At 29.7% G+C, this 20514-nt stretch carries 20 protein-coding genes; 5 read left to right on the plus strand and 15 right to left on the minus strand.

Annotation, left to right across the window (positions count from 1 at the left end):
• Positions 1-7 precede the first annotated feature (7 nt).
• The 15 genes from fliD to L8W64_RS00230 all read right to left on the minus strand — a co-directional run bounded on the left by fliD (position 8) and on the right by L8W64_RS00230 (position 14382).
• Positions 8-2308, minus strand: a complete 2301-nt coding sequence (gene fliD, locus L8W64_RS00160) for a flagellar filament capping protein FliD (RefSeq protein ID WP_263672562.1) — start codon at positions 2306-2308, stop codon at positions 8-10.
• 2 nt (positions 2309-2310) lie between these two features.
• Positions 2311-2652 carry a FlaG family protein gene (locus tag L8W64_RS00165; protein ID WP_133318891.1) on the minus strand — a complete coding sequence of 114 codons (342 nt, stop codon included), beginning with the start codon at positions 2650-2652 and terminating at the stop codon, positions 2311-2313.
• Between the two features lie 119 nt (positions 2653-2771).
• Entirely contained in the window at positions 2772-4565 is a 1794-nt protein-coding gene (locus L8W64_RS00170) for a menaquinone biosynthesis decarboxylase (RefSeq protein ID WP_263664676.1), read from the minus strand.
• Complete coding sequence (gene hemC, locus L8W64_RS00175; RefSeq protein WP_263672563.1) at positions 4566-5492, minus strand: hydroxymethylbilane synthase; 927 nt, start codon at positions 5490-5492, stop codon at positions 4566-4568. It lies immediately after the preceding gene.
• Entirely contained in the window at positions 5483-5878 is a 396-nt protein-coding gene (locus L8W64_RS00180) for an FxsA family protein (RefSeq protein ID WP_133318888.1), read from the minus strand. Before L8W64_RS00180 ends, hemC begins: the two co-directional genes overlap by 10 nt.
• Positions 5875-7575: a proline--tRNA ligase gene (locus L8W64_RS00185; protein WP_133318978.1), complete on the minus strand. Its 1701-nt coding sequence runs from the start codon at positions 7573-7575 to the stop codon at positions 5875-5877. The genes L8W64_RS00180 and L8W64_RS00185 overlap by 4 nt, the downstream gene beginning before the upstream one ends.
• Positions 7562-8869: a glutamyl-tRNA reductase gene (gene hemA / locus L8W64_RS00190; RefSeq protein ID WP_258107336.1), complete on the minus strand. Its 1308-nt coding sequence runs from the start codon at positions 8867-8869 to the stop codon at positions 7562-7564. Before hemA ends, L8W64_RS00185 begins: the two co-directional genes overlap by 14 nt.
• The gene (locus L8W64_RS00195; RefSeq protein WP_263672565.1) at positions 8869-9762 is read right to left on the minus strand and encodes a polyprenyl synthetase family protein; all 894 of its coding nucleotides are present in this window, start codon (positions 9760-9762) and stop codon (positions 8869-8871) included. The genes hemA and L8W64_RS00195 overlap by 1 nt, the downstream gene beginning before the upstream one ends.
• A 54-nt stretch (positions 9763-9816) precedes the next feature.
• Positions 9817-10254 carry an exporting protein gene (locus L8W64_RS00200; RefSeq protein ID WP_263672626.1) on the minus strand — a complete coding sequence of 146 codons (438 nt, stop codon included), beginning with the start codon at positions 10252-10254 and terminating at the stop codon, positions 9817-9819.
• Positions 10254-10517: a DUF2018 family protein gene (locus tag L8W64_RS00205; protein ID WP_039618310.1), complete on the minus strand. Its 264-nt coding sequence runs from the start codon at positions 10515-10517 to the stop codon at positions 10254-10256. Before L8W64_RS00205 ends, L8W64_RS00200 begins: the two co-directional genes overlap by 1 nt.
• Before the next feature lie 2 nt (positions 10518-10519).
• Entirely contained in the window at positions 10520-11146 is a 627-nt protein-coding gene (locus L8W64_RS00210; RefSeq protein WP_263672567.1) for an HAD family hydrolase, read from the minus strand.
• Positions 11143-11475, minus strand: a complete 333-nt coding sequence (locus L8W64_RS00215) for a hypothetical protein (RefSeq protein WP_258107332.1) — start codon at positions 11473-11475, stop codon at positions 11143-11145. Before L8W64_RS00215 ends, L8W64_RS00210 begins: the two co-directional genes overlap by 4 nt.
• Positions 11472-13097: a cation:proton antiporter gene (locus L8W64_RS00220; RefSeq protein WP_133318882.1), complete on the minus strand. Its 1626-nt coding sequence runs from the start codon at positions 13095-13097 to the stop codon at positions 11472-11474. The genes L8W64_RS00215 and L8W64_RS00220 overlap by 4 nt, the downstream gene beginning before the upstream one ends.
• Positions 13098-13122: 25 nt before the next feature.
• Positions 13123-13497 (minus strand): heat shock protein transcriptional repressor HspR, encoded by a 375-nt coding sequence (locus L8W64_RS00225; protein ID WP_039668403.1) that lies wholly within the window; start codon positions 13495-13497, stop codon positions 13123-13125.
• A gap of 12 nt (positions 13498-13509) precedes the next feature.
• Entirely contained in the window at positions 13510-14382 is an 873-nt protein-coding gene (locus tag L8W64_RS00230) for a J domain-containing protein (protein WP_263664672.1), read from the minus strand.
• A 152-nt stretch (positions 14383-14534) separates the two neighbouring features.
• Here L8W64_RS00230 and L8W64_RS00235 point away from each other — a divergent pair, with 152 nt between their 5' ends.
• The 5 genes from L8W64_RS00235 to tpx are packed head-to-tail and all read left to right on the plus strand — an operon-like array spanning position 14535 to position 20489.
• On the plus strand, positions 14535-15950 hold the full coding sequence (locus L8W64_RS00235) for a DegQ family serine endoprotease (protein ID WP_133318880.1): 1416 nt from the start codon (positions 14535-14537) through the stop codon (positions 15948-15950).
• Between the two features lie 12 nt (positions 15951-15962).
• Positions 15963-16637 (plus strand): response regulator transcription factor, encoded by a 675-nt coding sequence (locus L8W64_RS00240; protein WP_039626094.1) that lies wholly within the window; start codon positions 15963-15965, stop codon positions 16635-16637.
• Positions 16634-17875 (plus strand): ArsS family sensor histidine kinase, encoded by a 1242-nt coding sequence (locus L8W64_RS00245; protein ID WP_133318879.1) that lies wholly within the window; start codon positions 16634-16636, stop codon positions 17873-17875. Before L8W64_RS00240 ends, L8W64_RS00245 begins: the two co-directional genes overlap by 4 nt.
• A gap of 7 nt (positions 17876-17882) precedes the next feature.
• Complete coding sequence (locus tag L8W64_RS00250) at positions 17883-19904, plus strand: ATP-dependent helicase (RefSeq protein WP_263672568.1); 2022 nt, start codon at positions 17883-17885, stop codon at positions 19902-19904.
• Positions 19905-19964: 60 nt separating this feature from the next.
• A complete protein-coding gene (tpx, locus tag L8W64_RS00255) occupies positions 19965-20489 on the plus strand; it encodes a thiol peroxidase (protein ID WP_263659853.1) in 525 nt (174 codons plus the stop codon).
• Positions 20490-20514: the final 25 nt, after the last annotated feature.

Raw genomic sequence — 20514 nt, forward strand, 5'->3', positions numbered from 1 at the left:
CTATTTTTTAAGAATTTTGATTATTTGCTGCATTAATCATATTTGTAATAACACTTGCTTGGTTATTTAATTTTGCAATTATACCATCATATGCTGCCCATCTTGACCACATTGTGTCATATCTGCTTTCTATGGATTTTTTAGTATTTTCTATAGTTTCGTTTAGATTTTTTGATTCTTTAGTTAAAGAGTCTTTATAACCCCCAAAAGAACCATCAGAGCTCATCATCTCACCCATAGTGTTTTTTAATACCCCAAAGGTTCCAGTTTCTTCTTTATAAACTGAATATATAGTTTTTGGACTTAAGCCAAATTTTTTCAAAAAGTCTTTATCGCCTTGAATTTCTAGGTTACTTCCTGATGTTCCTTTGATTTTAAATTGAATTTGTTGATCTTTGCTGCCTTGGTTGATAATTTGAAAACTAGCCTCTAAGCCTTCTAAGCCAAAACTATTTATATGATCAACTAAATTTTGGGCTTTTTCCACATCTGTATCGCCAGTTAAAGTAAAAGGATCTCCATTGGCAGTTTTACCTAAATCTATAGTTTCATCATTGTAAGTAATAGTAAATTTACCTTGTTCAAATTTAATATCATCTTTACCAAAATTACTAATCTTATCTCCTACCAAATCAATGTCTTCAAAGCCATTGTGTCCTACGAAAAATTTCTCAGCCATTTCAGGATCTTCGTTAAATTTAGCATTAAATTTTCCAGAGTCAAAGGTTAAAACCCCATCATTTAAAGTCAAACCATAATCAGCTAAAGATAAACTTACTTTTGAAGAAACTTTAACACCATCTGAAGTATCACTATCTCCAACTGTGATTGTTCCATCTACTGTGATAGTTTGAAGCAAAATATTGTTAATTTGTGATTTTATATTATAAATCGAGCTTACACCTACGAAATTTCCTTTTGTCCCTGCATCAGGATCGTATTTTGTCGCTGCATTAAGATTGATCATTAAATCATTATAAGCAGTAGCTAAACTTTCTAAAGATTGTGCTATGGCTTCAGTATCTTGAGTAACATTGAAACTAATTTCACCCTTTTGTTTAAGCTCTAGGGTAATATCAGGTCCTATATCTGTGATGGTATTAGTTGGTCTAGTCATTTTAACACCATCTACACTAAAGATAGCATCCATACCTTTTTGGATATGATTTTCATTGTCTGCTTTTACATTGTAGCCTTGTGGTGTGCTTGTATCTAGAGTAATGCCAAATTTACTACTTAATAATGAAGTAGCTTTGTTATCTCTAATATAATTTGCTTGATCTATATTGCCATCAGCATCAGTTGCATAGCCACCATCAAAAAGACTTAATTCACCACCATTAGTAGCTCTAAAAGTAAAAGATTTTCCATCTTCTCCAAAGCTTAATTCCACTTTTCCATTAGTTTGTTTTCTTAAATCCTCTGCTAAACTTTTATAGGTTGTTTGATCATTTATATCTATAGTAAATCTATCATATCTTTCACCATTTTTTATAACAAAAGTAAAAGAAGTGCTTTGACCTGATTCAAGTAATTTATCAGAAATTGTTCCAGTAATATTTCCACTTATTTTATCTTTATCCTTATCCCCAGCACCTTGAGGTCTAAAACCATATAAACCACCCGCACTAATGCTATTTTTATCAAGCTCCCAACCCATAGCCTTTAAAAGCTTATCATCGCCTGAAAAAGAGATATTGTTTTTAGTTCCTGTTTCAGTGCTTTGCACTACTAAGCGGTATGGATTGTCTCTATCTCCGGTATTTACTAGCTTAGCTTCTATTTTACCACCTGTGGCGGAATTAATTTTTTCAGCAAGTTGAGCTACGGTTGTGCTTTGATCAATTTCTATTTTATAATCTTTTCCATCTTGGGTAATAGTAAAAGAAGCTTTACCATCTGTTCCTTCTATACCAAGACTTTTCATTACAGAGGCAGTTTTATCTTGGAAGCCATTGCTTTGATAAACATCTTTTTGAGCAAGTTGATCGACTATGACTTTCATATTTGAAAGATTAGATAAAGAGCCTACAACCAAGCTAGCAGCAGCGCTATCGCCACTTACACTAGGAGAAACTTTCTTTTTGTTAAATTGAGAAGTATCGCCAAGACTATTTACAGCAGTTTGAAAAGCAAGTAGTTTAGCTTCAAGCTCTGCTAAGTCTTTTTGTCTTGAAGTGTTAGTTTCAAGTTGCGTGTTATAAAGCTTTAAGTGAGCATTCATTTCTGCTTCTTTAAGCTTATTAAGTGTATCGCTTGTTAAAACTCCTGAACCTATACCTAAACTTCCTAAACTACCTACTGCCATGATTAACTCTCCTTATCAAAAATGGTGCCAATAACACCTTTAAAATGTTCTATTAATTTCATAACTTCTTCACTAGGAATTTTGCGTATTAACCTACCTGTGTCTTTTTCGGTGACATTTACATACATTTCGTTTATTTTATCATTATACGCAAAACGCACATTTGTTTCCAATGTTTCCATTTGTCTATTAAGTTTTTCTGTTGCGTTTTTTAATTTTTCATTTAAATTCTCATCTTGATCATTTAAATCAACTTGTTGCTTATTCTCTTGAGATGGCTTTTCAACACTTTTTGTGTTAAAATGAGTTATATTTGTATCCCTTTGAATATTGCTAATGTCCATTTTAAACTCCTTTTTAAAAGACTCTAAAACACACTATCGACACAATTTTAAAAAACTTAATATTTAAATTAAAAATATATATATTTAATAAGCAAAAAGTGTTCTCAAAAAGTTTAAAATTAAAAAATTTCAAACTTTTTGAAGAATTTTTCATCATTTACAAGTAATTTTTTTGCAATAAGTCTGTCTATAACTTCTTTGGAGCAATTTGTCATTAAAGGCCATTCTTTATGATAATCTTCTAATGATCCTTTATTTGTCGCATCAATTGCAACACAATCTTTTTTGATAAATATATCTCTTTTTGCATCGATATTATTTACCACACGCCAAATTAACATATAAGGATTTTCCAAAATAGCATCTGAATCTAAAAAAACTAAAATTCTAAAATGTTTTTTATAAATTTGTAGTTTTTCAAAAATTTGAGCAATTTTTTCTTTTTTATCAATTAAGATCACACAAATTGGAGCAAAGGTTTGGGTGTAAAATTGTTTTAATTTTAAAATATTTTGATCTTTTTCTTTAAAAAGTGAAAACAAAGCTTCATCGCTTAGAATTTCAAGTTCAACTTTTTTCTCATCACCACACGCATCAAGTCCTGCTTTACCACCGTAACAATAAGTGCTTGAAGCATGATCGAGTTGATCGCAAATTCCTTCACTAATAAGTAATTTTTCTTCATTAAAGCGATTAAGTATATAAGGTATGAGCTTGTCATAATCTTGCAAGCAAGGTGCATTTTCATCGACAAAAATAGCATGTTTTACAAAACTCATTTGCCCTACTCCCCAAAAAGTATGCATTACTTGTTTTGCATGAGCTGGATATTTTGCTTCTATTTTGGCTAAGATTAAATTATGAAAAACTCCATTTTCAGGCATGTTATAATCTATCAAATCAGGTGCGTTAGTTTGAAGTAAAGGTAGAAAAACTCTTTCTGTGCCAAGCCCCATGTATTTATCTTCTAAAGGCGGTTTTCCTACAACCGTAGCTTGATAAATCGCATTTTTTTTAGCAAAGATTTTTTCTACTTTTAAGACAGGACAAAGTTCAATAGGAGTATAAAAGCCTGTATGATCTCCAAAAGGTCCCTCGGGTGCAAATTCATTTGGATTTACAAAACCTTCAATCACAAAATCACTATCATAAGGCACATAGAGGTGATTGCTTTTGCATTTTGCCAAAATAGCAGGTTTTTTCTTGATAAAACCATAAAGTAAAAGTTCAAAAATACCTTTTGGTAAAGGCGCTTGAGCACACCAAATATATAAAGGATCTCCACCTATGGCTATACTTACTGGCATTTTTTGATTTGCTTTTTTATACTCATGGAAAAAGTGGCTCGCGTCTTTGTGAATTTGCCAATGCATAAGCAAGGTTTTTTCATCAACTACTTGCAAGCGATACATTCCAAGATTATTTTGTTTTCCATCTATGCTTTGAGTATAAACTTGCCCCATAGTGATAAAAGGTGCAGCGTCTTTTTCCCAAGTTTTTAAAATAGGTATTTCATATAAAGAATTTAAGCTTTTGTAGTTAAATTCTCCATCTTTTTTGATGCGTTTTGGTGGGATATTTTTTAAATCAAGCAAGGTTTTGAAAAAATTTAATTTCGCACCAAAGCTTTGCGGTATGTGCATTTTAAGTAAAGAGCTAATTTCTTTAGCTACATCTTCATAATCTTTTCCAAATGCTAAATTTAAAGCTTTTTTGCTGCAAAAAGTATTTAATAATACAGGATAATCGTATTTTTTGCCATTTTTTACTGCATTAGTAAAAAGCAAGGCTTTAGAGTCTTCTTTTTTAACTTCTATATAAGCTAAATGTGCCATTTCAAGTTCTACATCTACTGGCTCATGGATGGTTTTTAATAAATTATTTTTTTCTAAAAGCTCTACGAATTTTTGCATTTATATCATACTTTCTGCTTCTTTTAAAATTTCTTTTGCACCTTTTGCTATCATTTCTTTGGCTAAAAGCTCGCCTGCATTTGAGTAATTTTGCTTATCAATCACTCTTTTTTCTTTTAAAATTTTACTTGCATCGGGTAAGCCCACTATGGCGCGAATTTCTATTTTTTCATCAATGATTTTTGCATTAATTCCTATAGGTACTTGACAACCACCTTCTAGGGTTTTTATAAAATCTCTTTCTATATAAGTTTCTACAAAGGCATTTTTATCGTTTAAGCATTCAAGGTATTTTAAAATTTGTTTATCATCAATGCTTTCTATACCTAAAGCTCCTTGAGAAGCTGCAGGTATTATCTCATCAAGTTCAAAAGCCCTAATGTATTTTATTTCTTTATCTAAACCCAAGCGTTTAATGCCAGCTAGAGCTAAAATAATAGCATCAAATTCCTTAGCTTTAAGTTTTTCTAAGCGTGAGTTGATATTACCTCTTAAAGAAATGATATTTAAATCAGGTCTTAACGCTAAAAGCTGCATTCTTCTTCTAAGACTTGTAGTGCCTACTTTTGCACCTTTTGGAAGAGCATTTAAGCTTTCATAATACTCACTTAAAAAAGCATCATTTACCACTTCTCTTTTTGAAATAGCAGCTAAAACTAAGCCATCAGGAAAGAAGCTTGGCACATCTTTTAAGCTATGCACAGCTAAGTGTGAATCACCTCTTAACATACTTTCTTCAAGTTCTTTTGTAAAAAGTCCTTTTCCACCTATTTTAGCTAAAGGAGAATCAAGTAAAACATCACCTTTAGTTTTAAAACCCTCTAAAGAAATTTCTAAATCAGAATGTGTTTGTAATAATTTATTTTTTATATACTCACTTTGCCATAATGCAAGTTGGCTTTTTCTTGTTGCGATGATTAATTGCATTTTTTATGCTCCTGTATGATTTCTACATCTATGATTTCTTCTTCGTTGTTTGTTTGATGATATTTTCTTTTTTGTTTTGTAAATAATTTTAATATCATCATAAAAAATAAGAGTAAAATTCCCAAAAATGTGCTTAAAATTCCTGGTATTAAAAGTAAAATTCCAACTATAGTTAAGGAAAATAATTTAATCATACCAAATAAATTAGTATTGGCATTTTGCATAGTGATGAGATTTGTCCAAGTCTTTGCTAAAAACATTGCTCCTAAAAACATACTTGCAAAAACTATCATAAAAAAATTTAAAAAACCAAAAAAGACTATAAATAAAATACTAGCAATCAATTCTAAAATCAAAAAAGCACTTAAATTTGTTTTTGCTATCATAAAATTTTCTCTAAGTGTGAAATTACTTCTTGGGTTTTTAAAACTTGTTTTTCTAAGGTATTTCTATGGATTAACTCTACTTCATCGCTTTCTAAGCCTTTACCTATAACTAAAGCATAAGGAAAGCCCATTAATTCAAAATCATTAATCTTTACACCAAAACGCTCATTTCTATCATCAAACAAAATTTCTTTATCTTTAAAATGAGTATAAATTTGCTCGGCAAATTCCATAGCTTTTGTATCTTTTATATTAGAAACGATAATATCTAAAACAAAAGGAGCTAGAGTTTTATTCCAAATACAACCTTTTTCATCATGGCTTGCTTCTATGGCGACAGCTACTAAACGGCTCACTCCCATACCATAACAACCCATAGTGAAAAATTGAGCTTTACCATTTTCATCTAAATAGCTTGCATTCATTGCTTTTGAGTATTTATTTCCAAGTTTAAAAATATGCCCTACTTCAATACCTTTGCTTTGCTTAAGCTTGTGCTGACATTTTGGACAAAGATCATGCTCTTTAACTGCTGCAAGATCTTTAAAGCGTTCTTTATTTAAATTTACAACATTGATTCCGACTAAATGATAATCTTTTTTATTTGCTCCAATAATCATATTTGTTTCATTTTCAAGCTCACGATCAATATAAAAATCAACTCCATTTAATCCTACAAAGCCGATAAATCCTGGCACTAAACCTGCTTTTTCTAATTCTTCTTCACTTACATCAACTAATTCTAATGCATTTGCTGCATTTAGTGCTTTAACTTCTTGCAGTTCATCATCGCCGCGTATAAAAAATACTACAATTTTTTCTTCATTTTCATAAATAGCTTTTTTAGCAATAGCTTTAACAGTATAGTAAGGATTAATTTTAAAAAATTCCGCTAATTCTTCTATAGTTTTTACATTTGGAGTGTGAAATTGTGTAGCAAAATCAGCTTCTGGCCTTTCATCTTCACAACTTTTTTTAGCTCTTTTTGCTGCTTCAATATTTGCAGCATAATCACAATGCTCGCATAATAATATATCATCTTCGCCATTTTTAGCCAAAACCATAAATTCTTTTGAACCGCTTCCACCAATAGCCCCACTATCAGCTTCAACAGCTCTAAATTCAAGCCCTAATCTTGTAAGAATTTTACTATAAGTTTCATGCATAAGATTAAATTCTTTGTCTAAATCAGCTTCACTGCTATGAAAACTATAACCATCTTTCATTAAAAATTCTCTACATCTTAAAAGTCCAAATCTAGGTCTAGCCTCATCTCTAAATTTAAGTCCTATTTGATATAAATGCAAAGGAAGTTGTTTGTAAGAATTTACTTTATTTCTAACCAAAGCTACTATGGCTTCTTCATGGGTTGGTCCTAAGACAAAATCATTTTCTTTTCTATCTTTAAAGCGTAAAAGCTCTTTACCAAAAACATTAAATCTCCCACTTTCTTTCCAAAGTTCAGCTGGGGTATTAAAACTTAAATTTACTTCTAAAGCCCCTGCTTTATCCATTTCTTCTTTGATGATATTTTTAATCTTATCTAAAACTCTTTTTCCTAAAGGTAAAAAATTATACAAACCACTTCCAATTTGTTCTACAAAAGCACCCTTAACTAAAAATATATGACTTGGCAGGGTAGCATCTTTTGGATTTTCTTTTGTGCTTATGGCATAAAATTTACTAAATTTCATGATTATTCTCCAAATTAAATTCACATTTATAGAAGTTTAAACCTTCCATGCTTTCATTTTTTAAATCAAACACATAACGCATGGCATTTACAACAGAGTCATTTTGCATAGTTCCACTTAGTTTTTTTAAATTTACACTAGGATGATGTAAAAATGCATTCATCACCTGTCTTATAAGCTTTCTTGCTTCTTCATGATTTGAGTGTTTTAAATATCCTTTATCTATGGCCTTTTGTAATTGTTCTTTAGCGATTTCATCAGCTTGCAAGCGTAATTGCTTAACCAAAGGTAAGGTTGCTAGTTTGCTTAGATGTTGAAAAAACTCATTTGTCATAGTGCCTACTATAGAATAAGCAATCTGGGCTTGATGTTCTCTTAGTGTTAAATTTTTTCTTACAACTTCTTCTAAATCATCAACAGCATAAACTATATTTTTTTCATTTGCTTTTACATCAATATCCCTAGGCACTGCTATATCAAAAAAATATCTTTTATAATCTTTTTCTTCTAATATGTCATTAGTTATGATAGCATGTGGAGCATTTGTGGCGCTAAAAAATATCTCATATTTATTTAATGCTTCTTTTAAATTTGCGATACTTTCGCAATTTGCATTTTCACCTAAATCTTCACAAAGTTTTTGGGCATTTTGTATATCTCGATTTAAAATCAATACTTTGGCCTTAGCATTTAATAAATGTTTACAGGCTAACTCGCTCATTTCCCCTGCACCCACTACAACTGCAGTTTTATTTTCTAAATTTATAAGCTCTTTGGCTTTTGCTACTGCTACTGAAGCAACTGAAATAGGATTTTTGGAAATTTCAGTTTGATTTCTAATATTTGCTGCACATTTAAAAGCATAATGGACTGCTCTAGTTAAATGCACACCACATCTTTGTTCTTGTAGAGCAAATTTATAAGCATCTTTTAATTGTCCAGCAATTTGTGTTTCTCCAATAACTAAACTATCAAGTGAGCTTGCCACAGAAAATAAATGATGGATAGCCCCACTATCTTCATAAAAATCAGCTTTTGTGCTTAAATTTTCTTTATCAACCCCACAAAGCAAACTAAGTGTTTTTAAAATATGTTCATTGATACTTTCAATTTCTCCGATAAAAAGAAAAATTTCAACTCTATTGCAAGTGCTAAGCACTAAACTTTCTAGAATTTTATTATTAGTATGGATTAATCTTAATAGTTCTCTTTTTTTATCTTCATTGGAAAAGGAAAGTTTTTCTCTAGTAGCAATATCTGTATTTTTGTGCGTAAAACTGATACAATAATAATGCATTAAAATTCCCTTTCTATCATACTTTTAATAATATCTTCTAAATCTTTTATATTGTATTTTTCTATGGCTTTTAAGGCATTATTCGCATAGGTGTTTAATTCTTGACCAATTTGATTAAAAATTTCATGCTCTTGCATTTTATTTTTAATCCAAGTAAGTTCATCTATATTTAAATCTTTCTTGTAATAAGACTTAAGTATTTCTTGATCTTGTGGATTTAATTTTTCATATAAATACATATAAGCAAGGGTAGTTTTACCTTCTTTAAAATCATTCATGGCGGGTTTGCCTAAGGTTTGTTTATCGCCTTTGATATCTAAAATATCATCTACGATTTGAAAAGCCAAGCCCAAGTTTTTACCATATTCTGCAAAATCATCTTCATTTAAATTAGCAAGTATAGCCCCACATCTTGCACTAGCTTCGATTAAAACGGCTGTTTTGTTATATATCATTTGCAAATAAGCGTTTTTATCGGTATTGAAAGTTTTGCTTAAATTTACATCCATTAACTCACCAACAGAAAGCATAACAACAGCATTAGAAATGATTTTTGCTAATTTTAAATCAATCAAAGAAAGCTCATAAAAGGCTTTTGAGTATAAGATATCTCCAAGCATGATAGCATTTTTAGCTCCAAATTGTGCATTGATAGACTTTACTCCTCTTCTTAATTTTGCCTCATCAATCACATCATCATGCAATAAGCTTGCAGCATGAATTAACTCTATAATAGCACAGATTTTATAGCTAATATCACTTTCGCCAGCTATTTTTAAAAGTAGTTTTGAGCGTAATTTTTTACCACCTTGAAGTTTTGAACTCATGGTTAAAATAGGCTCATAATTTAATTCAGATAAAAATTCATGCATATATTGATCGATCTTTTGCACTATGCTTTCCTTAGTTTTCTTATAACTTATAATTGTATTTTATTAAATTTTACTTTAGTTTTGGTTAAGACTAGCTTTTCTAGGGTCTAAAAATTCTACTTCTAATCTTTTATCTCTATCTTCTATATATACAGTAAAAATAGCTTCGCCTTTTTTAAAATCACTAAATTCAAGTATTAATCTTGCTTTATCTATATGAGGATTTTTATAATCAGGTACTAAGGTTTGATCTACCCAGTTTAAGTTTCTTCTTAAAGACATCACAAATTGTCTAGGGTATTTTTTATATCTTGAATGAACAATGATATTAGTTCGATCAAATAAAGTCCATGAAAAGTCAAAATAATAAATCTCATCAGGATAGTCAATTTCTTTTATTTTTACACTTGCTTTTTCATCTTTACTTAAGGTAAATTTATAAGTATAATCAAAAAATACTTCAGCCTTTAAAAAATTAAGTATCAAAAATAAAGATAAAAATAAACGCAAAATTAACCCTCATGTCCTAAAATTTCAGCGCTTAATCCTATGTAAAAATCATTTTTTCTCTCATCTATTAAGAGTGAATTTTCCATTTGAAATTGCGCTACATCGCTTTCATTTAAATTATTTTTTTCTAAAAGCTCTATCATAGCGATATGATCGGCTAATAATTTTTCTAAAACATTTTCTAATGCACCTAAATTTGCATATTTTATTGTTTCGATAAATTTTTCTTTAGGGCTTTTTGCAAACATTTCATCAAATATATCCATTTTTAACCTTTCATGTAAGTTTGAATTTTTTCTATTAAAGTAGTTTTATCATTAGCTTCATCTAAGTTTTTAATTTCTTTTTGCCAAGAAATATGTATGTAATCCATCTTAGCATTTTTAGCACAAAGTCTGTCTTTTAAGCTATCGCCTATAAAAATACTTTTTTCATATTTTGCTTCATCTGCGATTAATCTTAGCATCATAGGATCAGGCTTAGCTTCTATACCATAACTAACACCTAGTATTTTATCAAAATATGAAAGAATGTTTTGTTTTTTTAAAATAGGCACCAAACTTTCTTGAGGTGCGTTAGTAGCTATAGCTAAATAGCAATCATTTTTTTTACAAAATTCCAAAACCTCAAGCACACCATCAAAAAGCACCACGCTTTGATCATAATGCTTAATAAAATACTTCTCATAACCTTCTTTAAAGCTAGTATGTGAGTAAGTATCAACCCCGTAAAAAATCTTAGCATAATTTTGTCCAGGAGTATTGATAGTATCTAAAATAAACTCTCTTTTTAAAGGTTCTAAATTTAAATCCGCTCTTATTTCATTTACCGCACATATTATAGCATTAGCACTATCTATAAGCGTGCCATCCATATCAAAAATTACATTTATCAATATTCATCCTTAAATTTAATTTTATGTTTGTCTTTTTTATAACTTTGATTATTTTTTAGCTTATATAAGGCATTGGCTTTTGAAGCTAAGGTTTTTTGGTCTAAACTTTCATCTAAACACTCATTTACAAAAATCTCCAAAGCCTTAGTATAAGTAGAATCTAAAAACACTGCTTGAATTTTCTCAAAGATTTTAGCATTTTTTTGCATTCTTTCTCTAAAAAGAGTTAAATCAAAATCTTCTCTTTTTAAAGCACTCACAGCAGAATTAGTAAATTTTTCTAAAGCTCTTACATATTTTACCCTTAAAGCTTTTTCATCATTTTTCATTCTGCTGCACTTGTATTGATTCTACATTGTAATGCTTCTTGTACTAAATTTCTTGCTATTGAAGCTTCAGCATCTACAATGTGTAAATGTTTATCAGTATGTGGGAAAATGATCTTAGCACCTGTACCACTTGTTTTTAAAACCGTTTGTATGGGTTTGTTAAAGCTAGAAAGCACTTGATAGAGCATATCAAGCTTAGCTTCATTACTTATAGTTATAATAGCAACTGAGCATTCTTCTATATTTGCTACTTTTAATGTTTCTACTTGGGCTACATTTGCAAAAAAGATATTTTCATTTCTACTGCGGCCAAGTTCAACTAAATTTAAATCACTTTCTAAAACCAAATATGGGATACCTGTTTTTTTGATCTTTTGCACCACTTCTTGACCTAATCTTGTATAACCAAAAATGATAAAATGATCTTTCATTTTTTGATCACATAAATAAAATTTAGCCATATCATTTTGCTCACCTTCGGCTGCGTTGGCTATTTTTCTAAGATTATTTAAAATAAAAGGCGTTGCAACCATAGTGACGATAGAAACTATAATAAAAATTTGTGCTGTTTTTTCATCTATAAGTGAATTTACTTGCATTAATGAAAATACTGCTAGCGCAAATTCTCCAATTTGAGAAATACTCAAAGCGGTTTTTAACGCTACTCTTTTTCTTGTATAAAGAATTAAAAGACCATAGATTACTACAAATTTTATCAATAAAACCAAGCTTACAAAAACAAAAATCAAAAACCAATTTTCAAAAACTATATGAAAATCAATTTGCAAACCAACACTGATAAAGAAAAATCCTAAAAGCAAATCTCTAAAAGGAACCAAATCTGCTTCTATTTTATGTTTATATTTAGTTTCAGCTATCAAGGCTCCAGCTATGAATGCTCCAAGTGAGTATGAAAAGCCAAAAGAATGAGCCAAAAAACTTGCTCCTATTACAGTAAAAAGTATGGTAGCGATGAAAATTTCATTTGCGTTAGTTTTAATGATGAATTTTAAAACATAAGTAAAAAGGTATTTGCCTATAAAATAAAGCAAAACAAGTAAAATCACAGCACTGACTAAAGTTGTAAGTAAAAGTTTTGAAATATCAGCATTTTGAGAACTAAATATATCAATCATTAATAGCAGTGGTATCACAGCAATATCTTGAAAAAGTAAAATTCCTAAAGCTTTTCTGCCGTATTCTTCGTTGATATCGCCATTATCATTAAGTATTTTTAAAACTATAGCAGTGGAAGATAAGGCTAGAGCAAAACCTGCTATCATTGCGATATGGCTTGCTATACCTAAAATATAAGTTACAAGTAAAGTACAAACCAAACCACAAGTTAGCATTTGCAAACTTCCATTTAAAAATACTTCTTTTTTCATTGCCAAAAGATGTTTAAATGAAAATTCAAGCCCTATGGTAAACATTAAAAAAACTATGCCAAATTCAGCTACATGTATAACAAATTCATTAGTGCTAAAACCATAAAATTCACGTACAAATAAACCTGTAGCTATATAACCTATAATAGTTGGAATACCAAATTTTTTAAGTATAACATTAAGTATGACAGCAACTGCTACTGCGGTTAAAAATAAAGTTATAAAAGCATCCACTCACCAACCTTTTGTAATGTTTTTATTATTTTATTTTTTCTAAAAAAATTAAATCAAAATTACTTCTATGTTTAACTACTGCTCTTGATTTTGAAGGATTATCTCTTCTATCAAGTTCTAATCTTAACTCTTCAATAGTGTTTTCAAACTCATCAATTTTTGTTTTTAGTTTTAAAATCACATCAACACCAGCTAAATTAACCCCAAGATCTCTTGTTAAGCGTAAAATCATTTTAATTCTATCTATATCTTTTTGAGAATAAAGCCTCATTTTACCATCGGTTCTACTTGGCTCAACTAAACCTTCTTTTTCATATTGTCTTAGAGTTTGTGGGTGTATACTTAAAACTTTTGCAACAACACTTATAAGATACACCGGTTCATCATAACTATGCTCCATTACTTACTCCTTTCAAGGTAATTTTTCTTCTAAAATTTTTACAAATTCAGGATCAAGGCTATTAATATCAGGTATTTTTACATTTAAAATTAAATACATATCCCCATAAAGATCTGTTTTTCTATTTTGCACTCCATAGCCTTTAAGTCTAATTTTTTGATTGTTTTTAGAATTTGGCGGTATGGTAATTTTAACTTCTTTTCTTGGGGTATGCACACTGATTTTATCTCCAAAAAGCGCTGTTTTTAAGCTAATTTCAACCTTTTTGTACAAATCATCATCTTCTCTTTCGTATTCATCACTTTTTTCAAGTTCAACTTTTAAAATCAAATCCCCTCTTTGCCCTTGAAAGCTTTTTCCTTTACCTCGTATGCGTAGCTTTTCGCCATCTTTTATGCCATGTGGAATTTTGATTTTAACTTGCTCGTTATTTATATTTACCAAATGCTCACCACCTAAAATTCCTTTTTCAAAAGGAATTTTAACACTTGCTTGCAAGTCTAAATCTTCTTCAAATCCTCCAAATCCCCCAAAGCCACTTCTAAAATTATTACTAGAACTAAAACCGCCACTAAATCCTCCAAAGCCTCCACCAAAAATATTTTTTAAAATATCATTGATGTCAGCTCCACCTGCATTTCTTGAAAAATCATGAAAACTTTGCCCGCCAAACATAGAATCGCCATATCTATCATATTGAGCTCTTTTTTTCTCATCACTTAAAATTTCATAAGCGGCGTTAATTTCTTTAAATTTTTCCTCAGCGCCATTTTCTTTGTTGATATCGGGATGATATTGTCTTGCTAATTTTCTATAAGCTTTTTTTATCTCATCTGCACTAGCGTTTTGCGAAACTCCTAGTGTTTCATATAAACTTTTACTCATTTTTATTATTCCTTAATTTTTTATAAGATTATATCAAAAACTTTAGTCTTAGTCAATCAACTTTTATAAGTTTTAAAACTAAAGGTTTTATTTACAATTGTGTAAAAATAAAATTTTATACTTGCATTAAATGATTTTACAAAGGATAAAACATGAAAAAAACTATGATTCTTTCTTTGGCATTGGCAACTAGTCTTTTTAGTGCTAGTATTGATTTTAAACAAGCAGATGATAATGTAAAAAGAACTTTACCAACTGATAATCAAAATACTATACTTTCTTATCATGATTCCATACAAAAAGTTAAAAATTCAGTTGTAAATATCTCAACTTCTAAAACTGTTCAAAGTAGTTCATTTGGAATTGATGATTTTTTCAATGACCCTTATTTTAGACAATTTTTTGGTTTTGATTTCCCACAAGCTCCAAAAAATAAAAAAAATAAAGAAGTTGTAAGCTCATTAGGTTCTGGTGTAATTATTTCAAGCGATGGTTATATTATAACAAATAATCATGTTATAGAAGATGCTGAAAAAATCACTGTAAATTTACCTGATTCTAGCACTGAATATAAAGCTAAATTAATCGGAGCTGATCCTAAAACAGATTTAGCAGTGATAAAAATAGAAGCAAAAAACTTACCCGCAGTAGTTTTTGCTGATTCAGATAAATTACTAGAAGGTGATGTGGTGTTTGCTTTGGGTAATCCTTTTGGTGTTGGAAGTAGTGTTACAAGTGGGATTATTTCGGCCTTAAATAAAAACAATATAGGTCTAAATCAATATGAAAATTTCATCCAAACTGATGCTTCTATTAATCCTGGAAATTCAGGCGGAGCTTTGGTAGATAGTAGAGGAGCTTTAGTTGGGATAAATTCAGCCATACTTTCAAGAAGTGGTGGAAATAATGGCATAGGTTTTGCAATCCCTTCTAATATGGCAAAATCTATTGCACAAAAACTTATTGAGCATGGAAAAATTGAAAGAGGATATTTAGGTGTAGTCATAGGAGCTTTAACTCAAGATATTAAAAAAGCCTATACTAATCAAGAAGGTGCTTTAATTACTGAAGTACAAAAAGATTCAGCAGCTTATAATGCAGGGTTAAAAAGAGGAGATTTGATTATAAAAGTAGATAAAACTGTGATTAAAAGCCCTATGGATTTAAAAAACTACATAGGAAGTATTGATCCAAAACAAGCAGTAGAAGTAACTTATGAAAGAGATAATAAAGTCAAAACAGCTAAATTTATGTTAAAAACAGATGAAAAGTCGCTACAATATGAAAAAGGTTATATTGATGGTCTAAAATTAGTGGAACTTGACTCTAAGAATAGACAGCAATACCGCATACCTGAAAGTATTAGTGGTATTTTAATTACCGAAGTTACTCCAAAATCAAAAGCTGAAAAAATAGGTTTTGAGCAAGGTGATATTATCATAGGTGTTGATCAGTATGAAATTTCAAATTTTAAAGAATTATCTAAGGCTTTAGAATTAAATAAAGGTAAAGAGTATGTTAAAATTTGGATTAATAGAGGCGGATTTGTAAGAGCTTTACTTTTTTAAGAAAGGAAAAAAATGACAAATATTTTAATGATAGAAGATGATTTAGAATTAGCAGAGATTATAGCTGAATATTTAGAGCAATTTGATATGAAAGTAGATATTGCTCACGAGCCTTATATAGGTCTTTCAAGACTTGCTTTAAATCCTTATGATTTAATCATTTTGGATTTAAGCTTACCTGGACTTGATGGACTTGAAGTATGCGAGGAAATTCGTAAAAAATATGATACACCTATTATCATTTCAAGTGCAAGGCATGATATTAGCGATAAGGTTGCAGCGCTTGATTTGGGTGCAGATGATTATTTACCAAAACCATATAATCCTCAAGAACTTCAAGCAAGAATTAAAAGTCATTTAAGAAGAATTTCAAACACAAAAACTGCTCAAGCTCAAGTTAAAAAAGATCTTGTATATGATAAATATAAACATACTATCACTATGAAAGATCAAGAAATTAGCTTTACTAATGCTGAATTTGATATTTTGAGTTATTTAATTAAAAAAGAAGGTGGAGTGGTAAGCCGCGAAGAGCTTGTGTATAATTGTAGCTCTATTAGTGAAGATTCTAGTAATAAAAGTATAGATGTAATCATTAGTAGAATCAGACAAAAAATCGGAGATGATCCTAAAACTCCAAAATACATTCATTCAATCAGAGGTATAGGATATAAATTAACTCAATGAATAAATCATCAATTTTTTATACTATAACCTTTGTTTTTTTGCTTGCAAGCGTTAGTGTAATTTTAGCTTTTTTATGGCTTATAAAATATGATCAACAAAATTACACTAATGAGCTTAATGCAAAATATTCTTTTATAGCTAATGCAAGATTATTATATTTTAATCATGTGATTAGTGAAAGAGAATTTTATGAGCAAACAAAAAATTACAAAATGATAGAATTAACAACTCCATCAGCCATAAGACAAATCATCTATAAAGCTGAAACTATAGCACGGGCTCAAACTAGCACAGGTGTAGTTGAAATCATTACTTTAGAAGATAATGTGTATTTAAAAATCATCTTTGATGGTAAGCTTTATTTATATAAAGATTTAGAATATCAAGGTTATCGTTATTTTGTGATCAAGCTTATTGCTAGTATAGTAGTAATGGTTTTATTGATTTTATATATTTTTATCATTAAAAAATTAAAACCACTTAGAGCTTTAAAAAGACAAATTGATAAATTTGGCGAAAATAAACTCAATGAAATTCAAAATGTTAGCAAGGGAAATGATGAAATTTCTCAAGTAGCAACAGCCTTTTATGAGTCTATTTTAAGAATTCAAAAACTAAACACTTCAAGGCAGTTTTTCTTAAGAAATATTATGCATGAGCTAAAAACCCCCATTACTAAAGGTTTAATTACTTTAGAAATGCTTGAAGATAGCAAATATAAAGAAAGATTAGTGGGTGCTTTTAATCGTTTAGAGATTTTGATTAATGAATTTGCAGCCATTGAGCAAATTACTTCGGGTGCTGGTTTGATTAATTTAAAAAAATACAATATCTTAGATCTTTTAGATGAAGCTAAAGATATAGCTATGAGTGATGATGAAAAGGTAAAAATTAGTATAAAAGAAAGTTTTAGTGTCAATGTAGATTTTAAACTTTTTACCACTGCAATGAAAAACATGATAGATAATGCGACAAAATACTCTGATGAAAATTGCGTTACTATAGAAATAACTAAAGATTATCTTTGCTTTAAAAACAAAGGAAAAGCCTTAGATAAAGACTTGAAATACTATACTCAAGCCTTTACGCAAGGCAAGAAAAATAAAGATAGTTTTGGACTTGGATTATACATTGTTAAGACTATTTTAGATTCTCATAAACTTACTCTTTATTATGAATATAAAGATGGTGTTAATCATTTTTATTTTAATGATATACAAAATATAATTTTAAACTAGGAAATTCATGCCCTTATCGCGTTTAAATGAAGAACAATATAAAGCCGCTAGTGCTCCTTTTGGACACAATCTAATTATAGCAAGTGCAGGCACGGGTAAAACTTCAACTATAGTTGCAAGAATAGCCTTTTTACTTCAAAATGGTATAAAGCCTGAAAAAATTATGCTTCTAACCTTTACAAACAAAGCTAGTAAAGAGATGATTGAAAGACTTAGTAGGTATTTTGATAAAAGCATTACTTCAAAAATCACAGCAGGAACCTTTCATAGTACTGCTTATTCTCTACTTAAAGAGTTAAATCACGATATTATTTTAAAACCTGCGAGTGAGCTTAAAATTCTTTTGCGTTCTATTTTTGAAAAACGCACTTTTCATCATCTAAGCGATACTAAACCTTATATGCCAAGCTATTTGTATGATGTGTATTCTTTATTTCAAAATACTAATGCAAACTTAGATGAATTTTATAATTGGTTTTGTCAAAATTATGATGAACAAGCTGTTTATGCTGAAATTTATGAAGATATTTTAAAAGAATACGAAGAAGAAAAAATGCGTTTTAACTATGTGGATTTTAATGATTTATTGATCAAATTAAAACATATTTTAGCTTCACATCATTTTGAATTTGATGAGATTTTAGTAGATGAATATCAAGATACTAACACCTTGCAAGGCTCGTTAATTGATGCTTTTAAAAGTAAAAGTTTGTTTTGTGTGGGTGATTATGATCAAAGTATTTATGCTTTTAATGGGGCTGATATTTCTATTATAGGAAGTTTTAAAGATAGATTTGTCGATGCAAATATTTTTACTTTAAATAAAAACTATCGTTCTAGTAAAAATATACTTGCGTTAGCTAATAAGGTTATTTTAAACAATGAAAGATTATATCCTAAAGAATTAATTGTAACTAGAGAAGGAGATTTTAAAGCGCCAAGTTTGCTAACTTTTAATGAATTATTTGATCAATACTCTACCATAGCAAAAATAATCTTACAAAGCGGGGTTAATCTTGATGAAATTGCTGTGATTTTTAGAAACAATTCTAGTGCAGATGGAGTAGAAGTAGCCTTAAGAGAACTTGGCATAGCAAGCAAAAGAAAAGGTGGAGGAAGTTTTTTTGAAAGCTTGGAAGTTAAAAACTTTTGCTCTATGCTTGCAATCGTGCTTAATCCAAAAGATATCATGGCTTTTATACATTTACTTGAATACACCAAAGGAGTTGGTGGGGTTTTGGCAAAAGATATTTTTGATGCTTTATTAAAATTAGGACATTCTAGTTTAATTAAAGGCTTTTTAAATCCTGATAGTAGTGTGAATTTAAAAAAATACAAAAAACAAAGTTACCAACTAGGACTTTTTGATGATATTGAGGAGCTAGCCTCGCCTTCAAGATTTAACTTAGAAAGTGAATTTAACACCCACCCTATTTTAAGCTTACCCAAAATCAACGAGTTTTGTGCAAAAAATCTTGAAAAAATTTATCTTTTTATTAAAAAAGCAAGTGAATGTAAAATCTCAACTCAGCTTGTAGATTTGATTTTAGAAAATGATTATTTTAAAGAAATTTGTGATATTTTGGCAACTAAAAGAGCGACTAATAAAAATTCCAATGTTGATTTAAATAAAAAAAATGAAATTTTAGAAAAAATCAACGCGAAAATGTTTGTATTAAAAGAACTTGCTAAAAATTATAGTGATAATTATAAATACTATAACTTTCTTACTCTTGGTGCTAGTGAAATGAGTAGTGGTAGCGGGGTTAATCTTTTAAGTATACATGCAAGTAAGGGGCTTGAGTTTGAACTTGTATTTATAATTGATCTTGCACAAGGAAGATTTCCCAACCAAAAACTCATGAGCATGGGCGGAAGTTTAGAAGAAGAAAGAAGGCTTTTTTATGTAGCTGTAACTAGAGCTAAAGATACTTTATACTTAAGCTATGCAAAATATGATAAGATTAAAAAAAGCAATTATCAACCCTCGTGTTTTCTAATCGAAGCAGGTATGTGCAAAGAAGAATAAAAATAAGACTTTATTAATCTTTTTATATTATGATTAATAAAAATCATTCAAGGAGAAAAAATGAATAGTGTATTATTCAAAGGAAATAAAGTAAATTTAAAAGGAAACAACATCCAAATTGGCGACATGGCTCCAAATATCACTTTAAAAGCCAAAGATCTTTCAGGTGTTGAAATTGCTCCAAAAGGTAAAACTCAAATTATTATCAGCGTACCAAGCCTTGATACTCCAGTATGTGCAACTGAAGCTAGAGAATTTAATAAAAAAGCAGCAGCAAGTGGTGTAGAAGTAATCGTAGTTAGTATGGACTTACCATTTGCTATGGGTCGTTTTTGCTCAACTGAAGGTATAGATAATTTAACTGTTGCGAGTGATTTTGTTTCTAAAGAATTTGGTGAAAAATATGGTGTTTTAATGGCTGATGGTCCACTTGAGGGAATTTTAGCTAGAGCAGTGTTTGTAATTAAAGATGGTGTAGTTGCTTATAAAGAATTAGTAAATGAAGTAACAGAACTTCCTAATATGCAAGCTTTAGAAAATTTCTTTAGTCAAAGTTGTGGATGTGGTGGTTGTGGTTGCCACTAAATTTTAAAAGCCTGCAAAAGGCTTT

Source organism: Campylobacter sp. IFREMER_LSEM_CL1097 (genome assembly GCF_025772225.1).
GTDB classification, from domain to species: Bacteria; Campylobacterota; Campylobacteria; order Campylobacterales; family Campylobacteraceae; genus Campylobacter_D; species Campylobacter_D lari_D.

What these genes read in the sequence shown, in the direction of transcription:
- L8W64_RS00205 (WP_039618310.1), bottom strand. Translation starts at nt 10,517, where the DNA reads ATGGATATATTTGATGAAATGTTTGCAAAAAGCCCTAAAGAAAAATTT.
- L8W64_RS00230 (WP_263664672.1), bottom strand. Translation starts at nt 14,382, where the DNA reads ATGAGTAAAAGTTTATATGAAACACTAGGAGTTTCGCAAAACGCTAGT.
- L8W64_RS00245 (WP_133318879.1), top strand. Translation starts at nt 16,634, where the DNA reads ATGAATAAATCATCAATTTTTTATACTATAACCTTTGTTTTTTTGCTT.
- fliD (WP_263672562.1), bottom strand. Translation starts at nt 2,308, where the DNA reads ATGGCAGTAGGTAGTTTAGGAAGTTTAGGTATAGGTTCAGGAGTTTTA.
- L8W64_RS00165 (WP_133318891.1), bottom strand. Translation starts at nt 2,652, where the DNA reads ATGGACATTAGCAATATTCAAAGGGATACAAATATAACTCATTTTAAC.
- tpx (WP_263659853.1), top strand. Translation starts at nt 19,965, where the DNA reads ATGAATAGTGTATTATTCAAAGGAAATAAAGTAAATTTAAAAGGAAAC.
- L8W64_RS00240 (WP_039626094.1), top strand. Translation starts at nt 15,963, where the DNA reads ATGACAAATATTTTAATGATAGAAGATGATTTAGAATTAGCAGAGATT.
- L8W64_RS00235 (WP_133318880.1), top strand. Translation starts at nt 14,535, where the DNA reads ATGAAAAAAACTATGATTCTTTCTTTGGCATTGGCAACTAGTCTTTTT.
- L8W64_RS00180 (WP_133318888.1), bottom strand. Translation starts at nt 5,878, where the DNA reads ATGATAGCAAAAACAAATTTAAGTGCTTTTTTGATTTTAGAATTGATT.
- hemC (WP_263672563.1), bottom strand. Translation starts at nt 5,492, where the DNA reads ATGCAATTAATCATCGCAACAAGAAAAAGCCAACTTGCATTATGGCAA.
- L8W64_RS00225 (WP_039668403.1), bottom strand. Translation starts at nt 13,497, where the DNA reads ATGGAGCATAGTTATGATGAACCGGTGTATCTTATAAGTGTTGTTGCA.
- L8W64_RS00250 (WP_263672568.1), top strand. Translation starts at nt 17,883, where the DNA reads ATGCCCTTATCGCGTTTAAATGAAGAACAATATAAAGCCGCTAGTGCT.
- L8W64_RS00215 (WP_258107332.1), bottom strand. Translation starts at nt 11,475, where the DNA reads ATGAAAAATGATGAAAAAGCTTTAAGGGTAAAATATGTAAGAGCTTTA.
- hemA (WP_258107336.1), bottom strand. Translation starts at nt 8,869, where the DNA reads ATGCATTATTATTGTATCAGTTTTACGCACAAAAATACAGATATTGCT.
- L8W64_RS00170 (WP_263664676.1), bottom strand. Translation starts at nt 4,565, where the DNA reads ATGCAAAAATTCGTAGAGCTTTTAGAAAAAAATAATTTATTAAAAACC.